Source organism: Sphingobium sp. TB-6, from assembly GCF_012927365.1.
Classification (GTDB): Bacteria; Pseudomonadota; Alphaproteobacteria; order Sphingomonadales; family Sphingomonadaceae; genus Sphingobium.
This window is the reverse complement of record NZ_JABBGL010000003.1, coordinates 266047-283683: the sequence shown is the minus strand read 5'-3', so window position 1 is coordinate 283683 and position 17637 is coordinate 266047. Positions and strand designations below refer to the sequence as shown.

Sequence of the window (17637 nt, the reverse complement as noted above, 5' to 3'; positions counted from 1 at the left end):
CGCGCAAGTTCCGCGACAATTTCAATGGATAGAGTACCTGCTGGAACGCCGCCGGACATACCCGCCTCCCTATTTATTGATCTTTCGTGCGGATTTGGCGCCCTGCGCCTTCTGATTGGCCGCCATCGCCCGGAACATTCGCTCGAACTGCTTGGAGACCGCTTCATCGTTATCCGCCCGCGTCGTGAACGGCGCCGGGCATGCAGGCTCTTTGGCCTTGTTCATCTGGTCGAGAAAATCACGCGACAGGCGCCGCAGCGTTCGGGCTTCCCATGTGGTCAGGTTTATACCGATCTGGCGGGCCCAAGCTTCTATCTCACCCCACGCGAGGACCGCTGGCCCCATGCCGGTGGAGGCTGTTGGGCCGATCTCCATCAGCCAGTCTGTCAAATAGGGCGTGGGATTGGGAGGCAATTCGACCGCAATCCCGTCCTCTTTCATTCGGAGAAGGCGGATCGGCGGTTTTTGCTTCTGCCCTTTTGCGGCGTCCGGCGCAGTGTTCAGCCACGCCAGTTGCCGGACATAAAGGCTCAACTCGTCGCTGAGCCCTTGGTAAAAGCCGACCAGTCGGTGACCTCGCCATAAACATGGTCGCGGATGAAGCCGAGCGCATCATCCTCATAAATGGCCCGCACCAGACCCTTCGCCTCCGCGTCCGGATGACTGATGTCGCCATTGAAGCTGATCGTCACGCGGCACAGAAATTCAATCTGGTCCTCAGTGGCCTTGCTGATGGCGGCGTCCACCTTGCCGCCATTCTTGCGCAGCCGTTCGGCCCGCTTGCGGTTCGTGTCCGCCTGCGCCTGCTGCCACTGCTTGGTGCCGGGCGAATAGGCGGTGACGGTGATCGGGTCGCCTTTATCGTTGGTCAGCGGAGCGCCGTCGCCGTCCTTCAGGTCGATGACGCCGGTATCGGCAGCGCGCTTTTTCGTAATATCGAAAGACATTCTCACCTCTCACGGAAGGGTGCCCGCCGCCGCTCCGTGACGCGACGGCGAGCGCAACAGGCCCGGCAAGGGGCCGGACCAAATCAACTCACGGATTTTCGGGATCAGCCGGCGGGAACCGCCACAACGCCGTCTTCGGTGTCGCTGACGATCGTATATTCAATCGTGATCGAGCGGGTGGAAGCCGTGTTCACGTCGCCATAGGTCTTCGGCCCGCCCATGATGAGGGCGCGGGCGTAGATCTCGCCATGCTGGGGGTGGCTGAGCTTGACCGAATAGGCGCTGTCGCTCTCGCTGGCGGCGTCCACCAGCGTCTGACCGGCATCGTCGCCGTCGATCGTGAAGACGATCGTCTGGCTCCCCAGATTGTAACCGCCCTTCGCCTTGGCCTGCCCACGCGAGGCGACGTAATAGACCGTCACCAGTTCGTAGACGCGGCTGGGGATTTCCCCCAGGTCGGTGACCTTGCCGATATTGGTGAAGGTCAGGGCCTCATAGCCCGCTTCATTGTAGGTTGCCGGCGCAGCGGCGGCGAGTCCGACCGTCGCGCCGGCCGAGGTGGCGAAACCATCCATTTTCTTTCACTCCAGGCTGTAAATGCTCCAGATGGAGCGGGCGCCACCGTCACGGCCGGGGCTGTTCATCCCTTGACGGGAAGGTCTATGCGTCCTGCGTGTAGTGGACGCGGAAATCCTGCGTTTGAATGTGGATCGAGGCGCTTTCGATCATCAGCCATGCGCCTTGACCGTCGGTCCGCACGCTGACCGCCTCGATGCCCTCGACAGTGGGGCGCTTGGCGTCGCCTGCGGACTTCACGGCCTTGAGCACCGCCTTCATGGTCGGATAATCCTCCGCCATGATGGTGACCTGGATACGGTCGCTCGTGATCCGCTTGGCTTCGTCGGGAATGAACTGGACGTCGACGCTCGACACGGCGGCGACCGCCACGGCAGGAAGGGCAATCCCCTGCGGCAGAACGCCCGCCATCATGCGCTCGATCGGCACCAACGCCAGCAAGTCGGCGTCGGCCATCAACAGTTGCAGGACGGCGGCCTCTCCGTTCATTCCTCTACCTCGTCAAGCTGGGCAGGCGCGGTAAAACCGGTCTTGTCCTTGAGATAGGTACGAATGCGCCCCGCGAATGCCTGGACGGCTTCCTCCGCCTTCGTGTCCAGCGCCGGGCGCATGAACGGCTTCGCGGCGAAACCGGGATGCTGGATAATGCCCGAGACAAAATCGTCACCGATCTTCATCACGCCGCCCTCGACCTCGCCCCGGCCCTCAAACGCCTTGCGCACAGCGACACGGCCCTGTCCTGCGCCTGTACGGGCGATCAAGTGGGGGGCGACGCCCGATTCAATGAACTTGCCCAGGAAGCTATGCGGACCGGCAAGACGGACCTTGATCGTCACCCGGCCGCCTTCTTCAACCTTAGGGCTCCCGGTCTTGATCGCCTTCGCCATTTTGCCGCTGGCCCGCGCCGCGTTCAGGCGCGCCTCGTCGCGGACCGGCTTAGCCGCGGCTGTCAGCCCGGAGCGCACCGCGCCATTTTGGATGCGCTTGGGGAATGCGTCCAGAAAGGCCATCGTTTCCTTGATGCCCTTTACCGGGATCGTGCGGCTCACCGCGTTTTCCGGCGCCTTGCCGCGCCCTGGGCGGCGGTGGATTCCGCGCCCGACTTCGACCCGCCAGCGACGCCGTTGCCGTCATGGTCGAGCGGGTCCGGCGCTGGCACGATCAGCTTCGAGCGGCGCAGCGCCTTGAACCGATGGCTGGGAATGGTGGCGGGAACGACGGCGCCCGCCTTGGCCTTCACCTTCCCATCGTCATAATCGACCGCGAACAGAAATTTCATGGCTCCTGACCTCCAGTGCTGAGTTCTTCGGCCATCATCTCCCACTCCTTGCGGCGGCCCTTCATGGCTGGGCCGGACACGATCCGGAGCTTGCGGCCGTCAATATCGATCTGCATGTCTGACGTGATGTCGATGCCATCGACATAATCGATGCGGACCCGCGCCGGACGCCGCTGGATCGCAAGATTTTCGTCAAGGCTTTCCGCCCGCGACGGGAGGACGTCCATCACCTCCGCCCAGGCCTGAGAATGCTCGACCCATGACCCGCTGTTCGTGCCATAGACCGCGTTCCGCACCTTTTCGCGCCGCATGAAGATGATCAGCGTATCGCGGGCGCCGGACGTCATCCGATCAGCCTCAATCGGTAGGGCATGCAGAGCATTTCGACCGCCATCGGCACTTCGGTCAGAGGGCGCTCTGAAACGGACTCGCGATTATTGTACCAAGACCCGATCAGCAGCAGCATCGCTTGCTTGAGGCTCTGCGGCACGGCGGCGGCATCACTATAGCCCGCCGTGACAGTCACGCCGACGGGGCCGTAGGTGGTTGGCCAGACGGAACCCATCGCGGGCGCGACGTCAGCCGATGCGTTGCCGACGACAAGGCGAGCGTCGCCAATATTCTGCGTCTCGCCCGCGCTGTCGACATAGGTGACGGCGATAACGGCGTCGGCGGCGATCGGCCAGGCGTGCAGGGCCAAATTGCAGAAGGCGTCAAAGCGTTGCGTGATTTCAAGCGGAACGAGTAGCTGGCCGGTAAAATTCTCAACCCATTCGCGAGCGGCGGTAATCAACCCGCCAATGAGCGCGTCCTCCGCATCCCTGACGACGCGGAGGTGCAGCTTCACTTCGTCAAGGTCGAGCGGTTCAGCCATTATGCCGCGACCGCCGCCGAAGCGTTCGACGTAGCACTGGCGGAACCTGTGCTGTTGGTCGCAGTCACGACGCAGGTGATGACCTTGCCAACGTCACCAGATACCGGGACATAAGTCGTCGCCGTCGCCCCGCCAATATTGACGCCGTTCGCCCGCCACTGGCGCGCATAGGTCGCGCTGTTCCCCGCCCAGGTGCCATTCGTCACGGTCAAGGTCTGCCCTACCTGCGCCGTACCGGTGATGGCGGGCGCAACCGTGTTGCGGGGAATGGTTCCGGCTTGCGCAGCGCGGCGATACGCCGCCGCGCCCCGTGCGCGTGCAATCGAACCGCCCATATCAGCCCTCCTTCTTCGCCGGCTTGCCAGATGGCTTGCTAGCGGGTGCAGGCTTCTCGCTGGTCTCGGGTTCGGAATCAGCAGCGCCCAAAATTTTGACCGCGCCGAAATCCTTGAGACGCTTCGCATCGGTCGCGTCGAACTCAACTTCCGCGCCAATCGGTTCATCATCGAGCGGACGGAGCAGTTTCACTTTAACTTTGCCGGTCATGGTGATCTCCTTTCCATGGAGGGCAGGCGCCCCCGGCGCCGGCCTTCAATGAAATGGGGAGGACGAAACGCCCTCCCCATCGAGATTAGACGCGGCCCAGATCGCCGTAGACGAAGCTCTGCGGACGATAGATCGCCAGTGCGAGCCGCTCTTCGGCCATGATCGTGACCTTGTTCTTGATAAAGTTGTCCTGATCTTCGTTCGAGACGCTGACCGTCGCATCCATGCGGTCGAAAATCTGCGCGCCCAGATCGAAGGCGCCGACCAGGAACTTGTCTTCGGTCATCGCCTGCGTCGGGACAACCGGCAGGCCCCACAGGGTCGGCGCGATTGCACCCTGAGGATTGCCGATCAGATAGCCGCCCGCCGCGTCCTTCAGCATTTCCATCACCGCCCAATCGATCGGATTGAGGACGATGCCGTTCGCCGGATATTCGGCCAGGACGACCTGAAGGATACCGAGCCGGATCGTGTCGAGCATATTGGCGCTCGCCAGCGACGCAGGGGCGGAATATGCCGTGGCGGCAGTCACAAGGCCGGTCAGGTTCGTGCCCGTCCCCGAACCGTTCAGAAGCTGGGCCTCTTCCTTGAAAGCCAGGCCGTAGCGCAGGCGCTGGTCGATCACCGACCGCAGACCCGGAGCATCCGCGAGGATTTCCGACGACATACGGAACCAGTGGGCAATCTTGCGGACCGGCGACGTCGCCTCTTCGAACTGCAGTTCCGACTGAGGCTTGGCCGCGCCCTCCGCGACGGTCGCCGCGTTGTTGGTGAACACCTTCTCCCGATCATATTCGATCGTGTTGCTGGTGGTCTGGCCGGGTGCGATCAGAGCCCGGACGGTCAGGCGGCGCTGCGGCAGCGGCACCATGGCGGGGCGCGTGTCATTCTCGATCAGCGCGCCGGCCGATCCGGCTGCGTCGGTCGACAGGGACGTGATGTCCTTGACTTCGACCGTGATGCGCCCACGCGGGTTCGGCTGCTCCGCAAAGCTCTTGAACTCCGCCGAATTGACATAGGTCGAGCCAGCCGACTGCGGACCAGTGTTTTCACGACGGTCGGTCGCAATCTTCTGCTCCAGTTCGGTGAGAAGCTGCTTGACCTCGTTCGCGCCGGTCAGCGCGCCGTCGATCTGCTCCTTAAAGGACTTGGAAGCCTCCTCGCCCTTTTCAGCCATGCCGAGAGCGCGCTCAGCGAGGGCCTTCACCTCATCGAACTTCTTGTCGACAAGCGCCTTCGTTTCAGCGGCCAGTTCGGCCGCCGACTTCGTTTCGGTAGTCATTGATTTTCTCCCTTGGGGATGAGCCTCAGGCGGATAGTCCCGCCCGTAATGCCGACAGAAAGTCGGCGCCGGTTGCTCCGCCGGGCTCACCCCGGAGCAGATGCGAAAGACCCTTGCCTGCAATGGCAGTGGCCTCTGACTTCGAGAATCCAGCCTCGCGCAAGAAACTCTCGAATTGCGACAGCGAAGGCAGGCCGCCCTCGCGAATATTTTTGACGTCGGTGATGGTGGCCAGCGGGTTCATGCCGACGGACACAAGGGATACCTCATGCAGATCGAGTTCGATAAGCTCGCGCACCTTGCCGTCCATCCGCTTGCGGAGCAGGTCATAGCCGATCGAAAGGCCGCTCAGTGCCTTGTCGCGGACCAGCTCATAGGCCTCGCCGCCATCGCGGGTCTTGGTGCTGATCTTTCCCTCGACAGAAAGGCCCGCATCCGTCTCCGCGATCTTGCCCCAGCGGCCGATCGGGCGGCGCATGTCGTGAAATAGCAGCATCGGGACCGACGATTTGGCCTGAAGCGACTTGGCGAACGCGCCTGAGACGATTCGGTCGCCGCCATAGTCGACATTTCCATAGGCCGCCGCGACGCCCTCGATATAACCGGCTTCGTCCAGGTTCTTCACCTCGAACGCAAAGGCTGAGCGTTCCATCATTCTTCCTCCTGCCCCGATTGAGTGATGGGCACGTTCTGCATCTGCATGCGGGGCACGTCGCCGCCCGCGACGGGGGGCAAATTCTCCAGTGCACGGACCTCGTTGATGGTCGTCCAGCCGTTCGCCAGACCGGACTGGTAGAAAGCCGCCCTTGCCTTGCTGTCGCCCCGCAGCAGACCCTCAAGGTTGAACTCGATCTTGACCCCTTCGACCCGGTCGCGGGCGCTCAGAAGCTGCTTTTCGAGCGCCTGTTCGATACGCTTCAGGCGGCGGCGCAGGGAGAATTTGACGAAACCCAGCGTCTGCTGCTCAAGGCCAGTGCCCCAGGAGGTGCTATTCTCGGTATGGCCGACCATATGCGGGGGGATGCCGAACAAGCGGCAAATCTCTTCGACCGAGAATTTCCGGCTTTCCAGCATCTGGGCGTCTTCGGGATTGATGGTGAGTTGCTCCCACGTCATCCCGCGATCCAGCAGCATGGGGCGCCCGGCCTTCATGGCGCCCACAAACTTCTCGTTCAGTAGATCCTCCGCAACCTGGCGCTGGGGGCCGGTCAGGCTGTCGGCGGTTTTCAGAATGCCGGACGGACGCACGCCATTTTCGAAGAACGCCGACGCCGCGCCATCCGCAAATGCGGCCGCGTCCAGAGTGGCGCGGCAGGCCGCCAGCGTGGACACGCCGGACATGGCGTCGCCAAGCGGGCCGCGAATATGCAAAATCTGATCGCCGGGACGGGTGAACTCCTTCCCGTTTTCGCGCCAGGTGTAGCGTATCCTGCCGTTGACGCGCTCCGCCTTGACTGCGTCGGGGCGCAAGGGAACGAGCGATCCGATGTCGCCATTCACCCGCTGCTCGATCAGCGCATAGGCATTGCCCTGCAACTCGATCGCGGCGACTTGGTATTCCCAGAAGTCCAGCGCCGTCTGATCCCAATTGGCGCTGTCATGCAGGACGAAATAGAGAGGATGATCCCGCGCTACCGAGCGCGAACCGTCGCGGTTCGTCCGGTAGACCATGAGCGGCAGCGATGCGATCGTACCCGCCAGCAGATTGATGCATGCCCATACGGCGGACAGACCGACCACGCTTCCGCTCCGGCGCGCAACCGCGTCAGCGAACGATTCTGTCGTGATCTGGCTAGTCGTGAAATTTGCGCCGGTTTCAGTCGACGCATTGCCTCCCCGCCAAGGCAGAATGTCCTTTCGCCCACGCGGGGCCTGCCAATGGGACTCCGCCAGCGCGGCTCGCCGGCTGAGATTATAACCGGTCATGCAGCGAGCCCCGCCAGCCAGTCATCAATGCTGACATCTTCCGTCGGCAGCATTTTGGGCGCGAGCGAATGCACCGTGGCGTCAATGCCATCAATCTTGTTCATCGACATTGGCGTCTCCTTCTTCGGGAGGATCGATCCGTCGATGCGGCGGTCCACGACCGCATTCCCGACGCACCACGTCATCACTGGATTGTTGTCGTGACGGAGCAAATGAGGTCCGCCGTTAACCCGCGCTTCCAAATTTCGGGCGGGGTTCGTTACATTCTTCGCGTTCTTCGGCAGGATCGATGCAAATCCGGTCCCGTCATCAAGGTCGGCATTAAGCCGGACGGCCATTTCTTCCGCCGCCGAGAAGTGATCGAATACAGTGTTATTGACCCGCAACACTGACTTGAGGCGACGGATCAGCCGCTCAACCCGCATCTGATCGACCCAATCGCCCGGCGTCAGGATCAGTTTTCCCTGCTTATGCCATTGCCGATACAGTTCGACATTGTTGCGGTCAGTCTGCCCGTCCCGCTGCAAGACGGCGGCAGGCAGGAAAAACCATGTCTTGAGCAATAGCTGATCATCCGGCGTGATGGCCGACAGCGCCAGCGCGGTAAGGTCGCTCTTGTGGGCGAGGTCGGCGCCGATGTCGCAGTCCAGTCCGGCGAAGTCACGCAGCCTCAGGCTATTGTCACCGCACGCGTTCCACTTCGGAACGCTCAACCAGGCAGTCGCCGCCGACATCCACCGATTCAGACGCTTGGTGAAGAACTCCCCTTCCTCCCCTGGGGCGCCTTTTGCTTTGATCGCCAGACGCCGCATAGATGCGAGGCTGGGCGTGATCGGCATGAGCGGGTTGGCCTTGGGCCAATTCCGCTCATCATAAGGATCATCGCCAACTTTACGCTCCGGGGTGAAATCCTTCGGACCATCCAGCGTGAAAATGATCCCGAACACATGGTCAGCGACGATCGCGCCATCGAGCATTTTAGTCGTGAACGTCCGCTGCTCGAAACAAACGCCATCCAAAATGTAGCCGGCCGTCGTGATCTTCCAGTAAAGCGGGTTGCGGCGGGCGCCGTCCGCCGAATGCACCACGTCGTACAGGCCGCGATCCTTATGGGCATGCAGTTCGTCCAGCACGGCAAGGTGAGGGTTATGCCCGTCCTGTGTGGCGGACTTGGAATTGATCGTCTGGATCGTGCCGCCGTTATCGCCGCATGTGATCGCCCGCGCCCATGCCTTCAGACCGAAGGCGTCCTGAAGATCAGGCGTCTTCTGCACCATCAGCTTGGCGGGGTTGAACACCTTCTGCGCCTGTGCGCCGGTCGTTGCGCCGATCAGCGTCAACGGGCCGGGTTCGTCCTCGCAGCAAGTGCAGTACAGCACCACGCCAGCGGTCAGCGTCGACTTGGCGCCCTTCCTCGCCATCTCGATATATGTGTCGGTAAACCGGCGCAGGCCGGTCACCTTGTCCCGCCAGCCGAACACCATGGCGAGGATGAAGATCTGCGGCGGCTCTAGCCGAAGCGTCGGCGTCTCCCAGCGCCCCTCGACATGCGGCAAGCCTTCAATGAAATCGCAGACGTCATTCGCGTGCCAGGGATCGAACTTGTACGGCCAATCCTTGCTTTTCGAGCGCGCCAGGTCGTCAAGATGACGCTGGGCGGCGAGCCGAACCCATTTGCAATGGTGAACCTGCTGCTTATCCGCCGCCGCCTTCTTGGCATATGCCAGGGCAACAGCGGCATAGTCACGCCCGGTTTCGATTGCCGTTGCGGGCAAAGCGGTTTGCCGACTTCGCGCCATCGCCAACTCCAACACCGACACGGCTCTTCGGCCCGGCGATGCGCAGCAATTCCTCATGCTGGCGCAGGACGGTCAGATATGCGGCGGGCGGCGGCTCGTCATCAGCCTTGAACGCGGCGCGAACCAGCGCCTCCAGCGAACAGTATCGCGCAAACATCGCGCTATCGACTTCCGTCACGCCCGCCGCCATGACGCGGGGCAGAACTTCCTGCCAGACGTCGATCGCCTCCGCCGTCAGATAGTCCGGCATGCGAGGCGGATCGCCGGGGACGACAATCTCCACCTTGCCCGCATCCCGATAGGGTTTTAGAGTGCCACGCGCCTTCTTTTCAGATGGCGGATCGGCCTTCCGACCACGCTCCATATCACCTCGTCATGACGTTGCGGGCGGCGGTCAAAAATTCAAATCGGCCCGGAAGTTTAAATCGTGCGCGCAAAAAAAGTGGACCAAGCGCGGTCCTGACACCCGGAAGGGGGGACTTTTGACCCGCCCCCCCCCGGTCTCGTTGCGCGACTGCGTAATAATGTTGCGCGGGGTCAACCGGGCCGCTGGCCTGCGCCGACCCGCTCATGAGGCGCGGCGTCTTCACCCCTGAAACCGACCGTCACGACGCCCTGCACGGTCTCCCTCAACAGTTCGTTGTGCCATCCGACCGGACGGCCCTCCGCGTCGCGCACATAGCGCTCCACGGTTCCAGCCTCGATGTCATAGGCGGTCACGCCGTCCTGCGCTGCTCCATCGAGATAGACGACGAGGCGCGTCCCGACGCTGCGATAGAAGTCGTGATCGTCCACCGACAGCCGCATAGGGATGGCGGCGCCGATGGGCTCCGCCTTCTCGTCCGCCTCGACAATGGTGTGGCACCCTGCGATCAGGCCGACCAGCCCGACGGCGCGAGACGCGAGCCATAGGCGCAGGCGAGTGATGCGCACGAACCGGAACCGCAGCGTGATCTGTCCAATCAGGCGAGGCATGGACGCGGTCAGTTCAGCCATTGCTCATTCCCCTGTCTATGCGCCTTGGCCTTGCGGTGATGCCGCGTGCACGCGCCGACTCCTCAGCAGTCTTTGCATCGTGGCATGGCTTGCAGATGCCCTGGTAATTGTCCCTGTCGCCTGTACCGCCTTCACTCAGAGGTTTAATATGATCGGCTATGGCGGACGCTGTCACTCGCCCTTGCTTCTGGCAGGGGCGGCAGAGCGGTTCCTCCCGCAGCACGATAGCCCGCATCCGCTCATGTTCGCGGCCATAGCCGCGCTCCTGCCTGCTCTTGCGGGTGCTGGCCCATGCCTTGGCGCGGGGCCGCTGCTTCAGGGCGGGCGGCCTGCTGGGCATGCGCCTATTCCTTTTCAGGGGTGAGGGAATACCTCGAAGACGCTGGACGCGATCTGCATGACCCAGGCGGCAAAGGTAGCGCCGAAGAAGGCAAGGAGCAGCGTGAACGCGAGGATCATTGCGAGACGGGCTTCCATGTCGCGATGATGATTGAACGAGTCCACCGACTGAAATTGAAAATCTGACTCAATCCTGCGCTATTGAGTCACCGGCTCTATCACCAACCATTCGTCCGGGTTCGTAACCTCGGTGGCGCGGATCGCGGTCATGGACCCGCTGCGCCGACTGACCACGACCATTGCGTCCCCGCTTCCTCGGTTGCGGATGATAGAACCGATACGAAGCTCAGCGATGTCGGCCTGGTCCATGGGGCGAACCTTCATGCTAAGCTCCTGTCTTTCGCATCACGAATCAGGGGGATCAATGAGCGAACAGATCAAAGCGCACCGCGTGGAAGGGCTCAATTTCACCAGAGCCGATGACGGTCAGCACGCACTTATCCGCTTTCGAGCTAAGCCCAACTTCCCGGATGGAGGCGACACGATATGGCTGGCATTCACGAATACGATGCTGCCCTATCTTGCCTCGTTAGCAGTCCAAGCTCTCCCGCAACCCGTCGGTGGAATGACTCAGGACGTCCCGGCCGCCTTCTCGCCGGATGAAGTGCAGTTCGGCGTTGGTCCACAAGGCGAACTGGTTCTAACCGTGACGCTTGAGAAGGGCGCGGCACTTTCATACCGGCTGGACAGCGGCCAAGCGCACGGACTGCTTGCAGGGCTTCAGGCCGCTTTGGCGCCTGAAACCTTGCCTCAGTCGCCTCCGATGGGGAAAGCAAACTGACGATAACTGCCGCTGGCCCCTCCATCTCAGGGGTTACCGAAAGGCCAGCGGCTTCCACCGTTGCCGGGGGAACTGTCGTGACGCGGGCCGGGCTTGATACCGGCTGCTGGCGGGTGTCCCTCTGGCTGTACCCGTCCGCTGCTGGTCGGGGGCCTTGGCTGGTGGTTCGGTTAAGCCAGCGTTCCTTGGCCTGCGCTTCCATCAGCGCCGCCGCGTCACAAGCCCGCTAACTGGAACGGCGCATGCACCGGGACAAACCAGTCAGAGCGGGAACATGAAACCAATGAAAAAGGCCCACGCGTTTCCGCTGGGCCTTCTGTGGACGCAATGATCCTAGGGCTTTTTTGGACGATTTCGTGGCCACTTGCAAGAGGGTTTTTACAACTCCCGCTTGGACTTAAAGCTCTTTGCGTCTGCCTCAAACTGGGCGGCCCATGTTTCCTCCGCCATCGTGAAACCTGCGTCGGGATGGAGACGCTTCACAGCACAGAGCAGCGGTCGTGCGAGATACTCCATCACGCGGAGTTGCTTTCCATTGCCGTCAGTGATGTCCCAGCCGAGCCGCGACCAATATTCGTCAGCCTCGTCGCGCATCAGCTTGAGGAACTCGAAACGGGGATCGTCCATGGCGATTTCATCCTCGATGTCGATCTCGCACACGCCGAACAGATCTTCAGCGAGGTCGTGAGCCCACTCGATTAGCTCGTTCTTCCAGCCGTGCTGCTCCACTTCCCATTCGAGCACCCCGACGCCGGGTTGATTACGCAAGCAAATTAACGCCATCAGGCTACCCCGTTTATTCTCGACCGAATGATCTCAGCGATGTCTGTCCATTCTCGCAACATACCACGATCGTTCAAGAACGCGGCGTCGATTGGTGGCATCGTAGGCGCGCTGGACGTATCTGCGTGGATGAGATTTTCATGCTGCTGTTCAACCTCATTACGCGACAGCCGGATCGAAGGATTGAGCCAAGTCGGCGGGACCGCCTGGCCATGGTTCATCGCCTCGATTTCCTCACGCCCGACCAATGAGAACGCAGCGGCCACGCACAGCGGCCAGCGATCTATTGCAGCTATGAGTTCGCGCCGCGCCCGCCGGTTATGGACGCGATAACGCCGGGCTGCAACCGTGAACCCGACGGCGTCACCTACGATCATATCCAGCACCATCTGCTTGGGCATTGGCAGCAGGTCGCGCCAATAGCCATAGGCCAGGTGCATTCGGACGCGCAGCACGCCTTCCGCCGCCCGGCCGCCACCGCGTGACTGATCGACGCGGGCTTCAAGACTCGCGACCTTCACTGCCACGTCGGCCTCCAGACTGCGATAGACGTTCGCGATCTGGGCGGCCCATTCAAGCTGATCCTTGTCAATCGTCCCGTTGCGATGGAGCTGGATCAGCGCGCCGTCATGGGTGCGGGTGGATCGCTCCCACGTCTCAGGCGTCCCATACGCCTTGTGGTCCCACGCTTCGCGCACCCGCACAGCCTCCTCGATGCCGGGCTCCAGCCGCATAGGACGCTCCACCATCTTCGGCTTGCTGCGGCCCTTCCGCTTACCCTCCATCACGCGTTCAACTGGACGCGGAAGGCCCAGCACCAGATGCTCGATCCGCTGCTGCTCACGCTTCCGCGCCGATGCAAGGCGCGACATGCGGGCGTTGAACCGCGCTACTCCTTCCGGGTCCGCCGCATAGGCCGCCGCGAGATCAGCGCGAGCCTTTGCGATCCGTTCTGCCCGCGTCATCGTCTTGTCCGTCACCGCTTCATGCTCCCCAAGTCTTCGATCACATCATCAATCCGTTCGCAGGCATCACGCCGCATCTCAGCCGCCAGCGTTGGCATGGCGCCGTTCATGCCCTTAATCAGCAGCTTGACCGCCGTCAGGGAGGCGGCAAGGTCGGCGGGGGTCGGGCGGGAGCGCTTCACGATTTTCCCCCAACGGCCCGAAGCGGTGGATTATGCTTGCGCAGCCAATCCTGACGGCAATATCGCCACCAAAAAGCACCCGCATCTTTCGGCGCGACATGGTCCGGGTTCGGGGCTTGATCCCTCATCCGGATCAGTTCGTTCGACGCGACCAGCACTTCGGCCTGCCAGACGGCTCGATCGTCCCGCAGAACGAAAACGGAGCCGGAACCGCCAAGGCAGACCGTCCCAGTCATCTTGTGAAACGAATATCCAGGTGTGTCGAAGCGGACCCGTGTTCCTTCCGAGAAATGCCGGTCGCACCTGGTCATGGCCGTGGAAACCCATCCCAGCGGCGATTGAGGAAGACATGGGCATGCACGTCATCCAAGCGCTCTTCGACTTCGAGAATGACCCGATGCACCAGCGGATCGCCGCCGATCGCATCAAGCGTCAGCCCAATGTGGTGGATGGCAAAGAGCATGCCGGTCATGCGGTCGCGCACATCGGGATGTCGCGTGATCGCTGGCACTGACCCTGCCAGCACTTCCCCCTGATGCTCCAGGCGTAGCGCCTCGTATAGATCCGCCATCTGCTCAGCGACCTTCGAGATTGCAGTAGGAGAAATCATGCCCAGTCCCTTTCGATAGAGAGTTTGAGCAGTTCGGGGGCCGGGCGCTGTTGGCCACCGAACAGGCGATGCCTAGGGCAGAACAAGTCATCCAGCGCCAGCGCCAGATGCCCCACCGTCTGGGCGTCGCCCCAATTCTTCGCCGCGATATGGCTGATCCAAAACAGCAGACTTTCCGCCGTCTCAATCCGCTCGATGTCGACCTCGTACCGGGCACTAAGCGGATCGTCATGATCCCGGCAGAGGCACAGGACAAGGCGCTCGGTGTCGAGCAGCCATGGCCCCCAGCGGTGGAGATGATTGAACTTCGCCGCTGGCGTCGGAAAGTCGCTGAACCGCATCAACCGGAAGCCTCCGGCCGCGCTGTGATTTTCACCGATCATGGTTGATCTCCCTGCGGGCCGTCTCGCGCGCCCGCGCGGTTAGAGTTATTAATATACCTGAAGGGATATCCCCCCTTTCAGGGGGGTATCCCGTACAGGGCGCGCATACGTGCGTGACGGTGCGCGCACGCGTGAGGCAAGACCTTGCCGGAACTTCCGGAACCCCGTCTTCCGGAAACCTCCGGAACCTCCGGAACGAGGCGCAGTCGTCCGTCAAAGCTGAAGCCATCGGCCCACCTCCACGAACTCCTTCATCTGGTCGTGCGAAGTCTTGCGCTCCACGATTTTTAGAGCGCCTTCCCTGATCCAGACCGTCAGCATCTTGTTGATACGGCGCTTTTCCGCATCGTCATGGGGATCAACATCAAGGACTTTGGCGACCAGCTTACCGACCCAGAATGTCGATGCGGAATGCTTCCGCGCCTCCTTCGGGGCTGCTTCGATCTGCTGCTGGATGAGATAGAGTTGCCGGGCCGTGACGCCCGCAAACGTGTCTGGTGCTTCCCAGCACTCTATCGCGCCGATATTGTCCTCGGGGCCTGTGTCGTCCCCGTTACCGAGCCCCACGCCGATGAACTGAAACCAGTTCGCTGACGATGGCGCTGGTGCCTTGTTATTCTTGTCGTCATAGACGGAGAAGAACCGCTTGCGGTCGCACTCCGGTATCCGAAATTCCTCTGCCACCTCCTTTGTCATCTTCTGGAAAACCAAGCACGAGCGTGCCGCATTGATCATCGCGACTGCGCCGCGAGCATCGAATGCTGACGGCTCCGATCCGTTCGGCTTGCGCACGTGATGCGCGAGGCTGACTGCGCAGTTCGTTTCATGCGCGATGCGGACCCACTCTTTACTGACCGCATCGATCGCACCGTTGTTGTTTTCATCGACTGAATGACTGGACACGAAGGGGTCAATGTCGAGATAATCGATCTCGCGTTCGCGGATGGCGTCGATAAGCGCACAGGATACCGGCCGCTGCAAGGTGAAGCCACCGGTCTTGTCCTCGACAGCCAACTTCAGGATCGGCGATGAAGGGCTGTCGACACCGTCGATGAACAGCCGGCCGCCCAGATCGTCCATGGTGAGGTCCCATGCCTTCAGGAATGCATGGACGGTCTTCTCGACCTCCTCCATTTCGTCCTCAAGGTTCCAGAGCCACACCCGATGCGGTCCGTTCCAGACATTTGTGTTCAGCAGATTGCGGCCAGTCACCATGCAAATCGCACGACCGACCTTGTAGGTAGTCTTGCCAGCAGCGCCGGGCGCAATGACGGACGAAACCTGCTTTCGGCGCAATTCGTACCCATATAGGAATTGTCGCCTGGGGATCGTTGATGGATCTCGCCATGTGAAGGGCGTGGGCGCGATGGCGAGCGGCGATGTCTCCATAGTGACGCTGTGGTCAGGGGCCACGGGCCCGAGCCACCGTGCCGCATCCAGTGCGGCTCGAACGGCAGCGCTACCGAACTCACGCTCATCATCCTCGAAGTCGCGGGCCACGCTCATGCCGCCCTTCCGAGAGGAAATGCCACCTTCGCGCCGATCTCATGCGCTGCCGCTTCAGCAACCTCTCGGCCGATGTTCTTGGGCAGATGACTGTCATCGTCACCGCAGATGATGAAATGAAGGTCCGGCCGGGCGCTATTCCAAAGCCTCGCGACCGCGCCGAGGTTCTTGGCCGAGAAAGCAGCGATGCATGGGTACCCAGTCGATCGGCAAACCGCCGCCATGGTGGCGACACCTTCCCCGATGCAAACGATCTCACCTTTGCGGCTCATGTCCCCCATCAGGAAGAACAGCCCGTCTGTTCGGCCCCCGCGCAGGAAGCGCTTCGTGCCGTCGCCAGCAATCCGCTGGAGATTCCAGAGAGATCCCGATCCGTCGTACATTGGAACCAGCAGCCGGCCTTCGCGCTCCCGAAAGAGAAATGGGTCGAGCCTTTTTCGGGCGAGATAAGGATGCTCCAGCGAAACAGGGGAGGCGCTGCTCCAAATGTCACGAGCGTCACGCGCAGCCTCGCCCTCGCTTCGCTCACGCTCTTCCTTTCGTTTGGCTTTCGCCGCAGCCCATTCCTCCTGAAGCTTGCGTTTCTCTTCAGGCGACAGGGATAGATCCCGATCGACCCGCCATTTGCGGCTGATGCCTAGGCGATAATTGCCGAATGCGCCTGCGGGGCGGTCATCTAGATAGAGGATAGCCCATCCGTTCTGTCGCCCCTTTCCGTCTCCGTCGCTGTGGAAGCGGATCAGTTCGCCGGACGCGAGCCGCTGAGCAATTGGTTCGGTGGGCTTTACGCCCTCCATCTCCATCGCGCCAATGAAGTCGGCTACAGCCGTATGCCATTCCCCCGCCATCTGCGTCACTCCGCGTCCGCTGGGGCTGCCAAATAACTTAGGGCGATCGGCGGAAGAGATTTACCCTTTCGACGCGCCAATTCAAGAATAGCGGGCCGTCTCCAGCGAGGGATCGAGCCCTTCGCCTTCCAGGAATATACCGTCTGGTACGGATCGCCCGTCTCGGCTGCGATGGCCTTAACGCCGCCGATGCTATTGAATATCGCTGCTACTGGCTCCATGAGCGCCATACATAAGCGCAATTCCGAAATTCGAAAAGAGGGTTAATTCTGTTTTTCGTAATTAACGGAGCTTGCAGATTATGATATTGCGATATCATGACCGACTTGCTCACAACCGAAGAACTGCTTGCTGAACTCAAGCGCCTTGGCGTCAAGGGGAAGGAAATCGCAGTAGTGCTGGGGATTGCGCCATCGGCGGTCACCGGGCTCTATCGCGGGACGCGGCAGCTCAAGCTGGATGAAGCCAGGAAGCTGATGCAGTGGATCTCCGGCGAGAATACAAGGGAGATACCGCTCATAGGAATGGCAGGGGCCGGACGCTGGGTCGAGGCAGTCGAACTGACAGACACGCGGCTGGAAATTCCCAAGGTGATCGACGCTCCAGGTACCTTCGCGGTGACGGTTGCGGGTGACAGCATGAATCTTGTTCTACCCGAAGGGGCGTTTGCGATCGTAGACGTGAAGCAGAATGAGCTTTTTAGCGGTAATATATATCTCCTTAAGAACGAGGAGAACGAAGCCACGATCAAGGTCTACCGCAACGACCCGGCCCGCTTTGAGCCGCAGTCGACCAACCCGGAGCATGAGCCTATCATCCTCGGAAACCGGAATTATCAAGTGATTGGGCGCGTCACCGGAGCCCTCCAAAAATTCTGATAAAAAGAATTTGACGATTCTGAAAATCGAAATTATTAACCAGTTCCGTTAGCCGGGACTCGTTTTCCTGTCCCGAC

At 61.3% G+C, this 17637-nt stretch carries 27 protein-coding genes; 2 read left to right on the top strand and 25 right to left on the bottom strand.

Annotated features, from left to right (window positions below):
• Nucleotides 1-69 precede the first annotated feature (69 nt).
• The 18 genes from HHL26_RS06725 to HHL26_RS06640 all read right to left on the bottom strand — a co-directional run bounded on the left by HHL26_RS06725 (nt 70) and on the right by HHL26_RS06640 (nt 10948).
• Nucleotides 70-534 carry a hypothetical protein gene (locus HHL26_RS06725; RefSeq protein ID WP_169576000.1) on the bottom strand — a complete coding sequence of 155 codons (465 nt, stop codon included), beginning with the start codon at nt 532-534 and terminating at the stop codon, nt 70-72.
• Complete coding sequence (locus tag HHL26_RS06720; protein ID WP_169575999.1) at nt 531-947, bottom strand: hypothetical protein; 417 nt, start codon at nt 945-947, stop codon at nt 531-533. Before HHL26_RS06720 ends, HHL26_RS06725 begins: the two co-directional genes overlap by 4 nt.
• Before the next feature lie 104 nt (nt 948-1051).
• Nucleotides 1052-1522 (bottom strand): hypothetical protein, encoded by a 471-nt coding sequence (locus tag HHL26_RS06715; RefSeq protein WP_169575998.1) that lies wholly within the window; start codon nt 1520-1522, stop codon nt 1052-1054.
• An 85-nt stretch (nt 1523-1607) separates the two neighbouring features.
• Nucleotides 1608-2012: a DUF3168 domain-containing protein gene (locus HHL26_RS06710; protein ID WP_169575997.1), complete on the bottom strand. Its 405-nt coding sequence runs from the start codon at nt 2010-2012 to the stop codon at nt 1608-1610.
• Nucleotides 2009-2572 (bottom strand): HK97 gp10 family phage protein, encoded by a 564-nt coding sequence (locus HHL26_RS06705; RefSeq protein ID WP_346765565.1) that lies wholly within the window; start codon nt 2570-2572, stop codon nt 2009-2011. The genes HHL26_RS06710 and HHL26_RS06705 overlap by 4 nt, the downstream gene beginning before the upstream one ends.
• A complete protein-coding gene (locus HHL26_RS06700; protein ID WP_169575996.1) occupies nt 2569-2802 on the bottom strand; it encodes a hypothetical protein in 234 nt (77 codons plus the stop codon). The genes HHL26_RS06705 and HHL26_RS06700 overlap by 4 nt, the downstream gene beginning before the upstream one ends.
• Nucleotides 2799-3149, bottom strand: a complete 351-nt coding sequence (locus tag HHL26_RS06695; RefSeq protein ID WP_169575995.1) for a head-tail adaptor protein — start codon at nt 3147-3149, stop codon at nt 2799-2801. Before HHL26_RS06695 ends, HHL26_RS06700 begins: the two co-directional genes overlap by 4 nt.
• Nucleotides 3146-3676, bottom strand: coding sequence for a head-tail connector protein (locus HHL26_RS06690; RefSeq protein ID WP_169575994.1), 531 nt, complete (start codon nt 3674-3676; stop codon nt 3146-3148). Before HHL26_RS06690 ends, HHL26_RS06695 begins: the two co-directional genes overlap by 4 nt.
• Nucleotides 3676-4011 (bottom strand): hypothetical protein, encoded by a 336-nt coding sequence (locus HHL26_RS06685; RefSeq protein ID WP_206377374.1) that lies wholly within the window; start codon nt 4009-4011, stop codon nt 3676-3678. The genes HHL26_RS06690 and HHL26_RS06685 overlap by 1 nt, the downstream gene beginning before the upstream one ends.
• Before the next feature lies 1 nt (nt 4012).
• Nucleotides 4013-4222, bottom strand: a complete 210-nt coding sequence (locus HHL26_RS06680; protein WP_169575993.1) for a hypothetical protein — start codon at nt 4220-4222, stop codon at nt 4013-4015.
• 85 nt (nt 4223-4307) lie between these two features.
• Nucleotides 4308-5504 carry a phage major capsid protein gene (locus HHL26_RS06675; protein WP_169575992.1) on the bottom strand — a complete coding sequence of 399 codons (1197 nt, stop codon included), beginning with the start codon at nt 5502-5504 and terminating at the stop codon, nt 4308-4310.
• 25 nt (nt 5505-5529) lie between these two features.
• The gene (locus HHL26_RS06670) at nt 5530-6159 is read right to left on the bottom strand and encodes an HK97 family phage prohead protease (RefSeq protein WP_169575991.1); all 630 of its coding nucleotides are present in this window, start codon (nt 6157-6159) and stop codon (nt 5530-5532) included.
• Complete coding sequence (locus HHL26_RS06665) at nt 6156-7244, bottom strand: phage portal protein (RefSeq protein ID WP_346765564.1); 1089 nt, start codon at nt 7242-7244, stop codon at nt 6156-6158. The genes HHL26_RS06670 and HHL26_RS06665 overlap by 4 nt, the downstream gene beginning before the upstream one ends.
• 182 nt (nt 7245-7426) lie before the next feature.
• Entirely contained in the window at nt 7427-9229 is a 1803-nt protein-coding gene (locus HHL26_RS06660; protein ID WP_169575989.1) for a terminase large subunit, read from the bottom strand.
• Nucleotides 9174-9593, bottom strand: a complete 420-nt coding sequence (locus tag HHL26_RS06655; protein WP_169575988.1) for a hypothetical protein — start codon at nt 9591-9593, stop codon at nt 9174-9176. Before HHL26_RS06655 ends, HHL26_RS06660 begins: the two co-directional genes overlap by 56 nt.
• Before the next feature lie 173 nt (nt 9594-9766).
• Nucleotides 9767-10225 (bottom strand): hypothetical protein, encoded by a 459-nt coding sequence (locus HHL26_RS06650; protein WP_169575987.1) that lies wholly within the window; start codon nt 10223-10225, stop codon nt 9767-9769.
• Entirely contained in the window at nt 10218-10565 is a 348-nt protein-coding gene (locus HHL26_RS06645; protein ID WP_169575986.1) for an HNH endonuclease signature motif containing protein, read from the bottom strand. The genes HHL26_RS06650 and HHL26_RS06645 overlap by 8 nt, the downstream gene beginning before the upstream one ends.
• Before the next feature lie 197 nt (nt 10566-10762).
• Nucleotides 10763-10948, bottom strand: coding sequence for a hypothetical protein (locus tag HHL26_RS06640; protein ID WP_169575985.1), 186 nt, complete (start codon nt 10946-10948; stop codon nt 10763-10765).
• Nucleotides 10949-10988: 40 nt separating this feature from the next.
• On the opposite strand from HHL26_RS06640, the gene HHL26_RS06635 reads away from it, so the two are divergent.
• Complete coding sequence (locus HHL26_RS06635; RefSeq protein ID WP_169575984.1) at nt 10989-11405, top strand: hypothetical protein; 417 nt, start codon at nt 10989-10991, stop codon at nt 11403-11405.
• A gap of 378 nt (nt 11406-11783) precedes the next feature.
• Here the strand turns inward: HHL26_RS06635 and HHL26_RS06630 are convergent, their stop codons facing one another.
• The 7 genes from HHL26_RS06630 to HHL26_RS06600 all read right to left on the bottom strand — a co-directional run bounded on the left by HHL26_RS06630 (nt 11784) and on the right by HHL26_RS06600 (nt 16682).
• Complete coding sequence (locus HHL26_RS06630; RefSeq protein WP_169575983.1) at nt 11784-12173, bottom strand: hypothetical protein; 390 nt, start codon at nt 12171-12173, stop codon at nt 11784-11786.
• Between the two features lie 14 nt (nt 12174-12187).
• Nucleotides 12188-13168, bottom strand: a complete 981-nt coding sequence (locus tag HHL26_RS06625) for a hypothetical protein (RefSeq protein ID WP_169575982.1) — start codon at nt 13166-13168, stop codon at nt 12188-12190.
• Nucleotides 13165-13335, bottom strand: coding sequence for a hypothetical protein (locus HHL26_RS06620; RefSeq protein WP_169575981.1), 171 nt, complete (start codon nt 13333-13335; stop codon nt 13165-13167). Before HHL26_RS06620 ends, HHL26_RS06625 begins: the two co-directional genes overlap by 4 nt.
• Before the next feature lie 307 nt (nt 13336-13642).
• The gene (locus tag HHL26_RS06615) at nt 13643-13945 is read right to left on the bottom strand and encodes a hypothetical protein (RefSeq protein WP_169575980.1); all 303 of its coding nucleotides are present in this window, start codon (nt 13943-13945) and stop codon (nt 13643-13645) included.
• Nucleotides 13942-14328: a hypothetical protein gene (locus tag HHL26_RS06610; protein ID WP_169575979.1), complete on the bottom strand. Its 387-nt coding sequence runs from the start codon at nt 14326-14328 to the stop codon at nt 13942-13944. The genes HHL26_RS06615 and HHL26_RS06610 overlap by 4 nt, the downstream gene beginning before the upstream one ends.
• A gap of 213 nt (nt 14329-14541) precedes the next feature.
• Entirely contained in the window at nt 14542-15834 is a 1293-nt protein-coding gene (locus HHL26_RS06605) for an AAA family ATPase (RefSeq protein ID WP_169575978.1), read from the bottom strand.
• The gene (locus HHL26_RS06600; protein ID WP_169575977.1) at nt 15831-16682 is read right to left on the bottom strand and encodes a toprim domain-containing protein; all 852 of its coding nucleotides are present in this window, start codon (nt 16680-16682) and stop codon (nt 15831-15833) included. Before HHL26_RS06600 ends, HHL26_RS06605 begins: the two co-directional genes overlap by 4 nt.
• A gap of 317 nt (nt 16683-16999) precedes the next feature.
• Between HHL26_RS06600 and HHL26_RS06595 the strand changes: the two genes are divergently transcribed.
• On the top strand, nt 17000-17560 hold the full coding sequence (locus HHL26_RS06595) for a S24 family peptidase (protein ID WP_169575976.1): 561 nt from the start codon (nt 17000-17002) through the stop codon (nt 17558-17560).
• Nucleotides 17561-17637 lie beyond the last annotated feature (77 nt).

What these genes read in the sequence shown, in the direction of transcription:
- HHL26_RS06720 (WP_169575999.1), bottom strand. Translation starts at nt 947, where the DNA reads ATGTCTTTCGATATTACGAAAAAGCGCGCTGCCGATACCGGCGTCATC.
- HHL26_RS06715 (WP_169575998.1), bottom strand. Translation starts at nt 1,522, where the DNA reads ATGGATGGTTTCGCCACCTCGGCCGGCGCGACGGTCGGACTCGCCGCC.
- HHL26_RS06710 (WP_169575997.1), bottom strand. Translation starts at nt 2,012, where the DNA reads ATGAACGGAGAGGCCGCCGTCCTGCAACTGTTGATGGCCGACGCCGAC.
- HHL26_RS06700 (WP_169575996.1), bottom strand. Translation starts at nt 2,802, where the DNA reads ATGAAATTTCTGTTCGCGGTCGATTATGACGATGGGAAGGTGAAGGCC.
- HHL26_RS06695 (WP_169575995.1), bottom strand. Translation starts at nt 3,149, where the DNA reads ATGACGTCCGGCGCCCGCGATACGCTGATCATCTTCATGCGGCGCGAA.
- HHL26_RS06690 (WP_169575994.1), bottom strand. Translation starts at nt 3,676, where the DNA reads ATGGCTGAACCGCTCGACCTTGACGAAGTGAAGCTGCACCTCCGCGTC.
- HHL26_RS06685 (WP_206377374.1), bottom strand. Translation starts at nt 4,011, where the DNA reads ATGGGCGGTTCGATTGCACGCGCACGGGGCGCGGCGGCGTATCGCCGC.
- HHL26_RS06680 (WP_169575993.1), bottom strand. Translation starts at nt 4,222, where the DNA reads ATGACCGGCAAAGTTAAAGTGAAACTGCTCCGTCCGCTCGATGATGAA.
- HHL26_RS06675 (WP_169575992.1), bottom strand. Translation starts at nt 5,504, where the DNA reads ATGACTACCGAAACGAAGTCGGCGGCCGAACTGGCCGCTGAAACGAAG.
- HHL26_RS06670 (WP_169575991.1), bottom strand. Translation starts at nt 6,159, where the DNA reads ATGATGGAACGCTCAGCCTTTGCGTTCGAGGTGAAGAACCTGGACGAA.
- HHL26_RS06660 (WP_169575989.1), bottom strand. Translation starts at nt 9,229, where the DNA reads ATGGCGCGAAGTCGGCAAACCGCTTTGCCCGCAACGGCAATCGAAACC.
- HHL26_RS06655 (WP_169575988.1), bottom strand. Translation starts at nt 9,593, where the DNA reads ATGGAGCGTGGTCGGAAGGCCGATCCGCCATCTGAAAAGAAGGCGCGT.
- HHL26_RS06650 (WP_169575987.1), bottom strand. Translation starts at nt 10,225, where the DNA reads ATGGCTGAACTGACCGCGTCCATGCCTCGCCTGATTGGACAGATCACG.
- HHL26_RS06645 (WP_169575986.1), bottom strand. Translation starts at nt 10,565, where the DNA reads ATGCCCAGCAGGCCGCCCGCCCTGAAGCAGCGGCCCCGCGCCAAGGCA.
- HHL26_RS06640 (WP_169575985.1), bottom strand. Translation starts at nt 10,948, where the DNA reads ATGAAGGTTCGCCCCATGGACCAGGCCGACATCGCTGAGCTTCGTATC.
- HHL26_RS06635 (WP_169575984.1), top strand. Translation starts at nt 10,989, where the DNA reads ATGAGCGAACAGATCAAAGCGCACCGCGTGGAAGGGCTCAATTTCACC.
- HHL26_RS06615 (WP_169575980.1), bottom strand. Translation starts at nt 13,945, where the DNA reads ATGATTTCTCCTACTGCAATCTCGAAGGTCGCTGAGCAGATGGCGGAT.
- HHL26_RS06610 (WP_169575979.1), bottom strand. Translation starts at nt 14,328, where the DNA reads ATGATCGGTGAAAATCACAGCGCGGCCGGAGGCTTCCGGTTGATGCGG.
- HHL26_RS06605 (WP_169575978.1), bottom strand. Translation starts at nt 15,834, where the DNA reads ATGAGCGTGGCCCGCGACTTCGAGGATGATGAGCGTGAGTTCGGTAGC.
- HHL26_RS06600 (WP_169575977.1), bottom strand. Translation starts at nt 16,682, where the DNA reads ATGGCGGGGGAATGGCATACGGCTGTAGCCGACTTCATTGGCGCGATG.
- HHL26_RS06595 (WP_169575976.1), top strand. Translation starts at nt 17,000, where the DNA reads ATGACCGACTTGCTCACAACCGAAGAACTGCTTGCTGAACTCAAGCGC.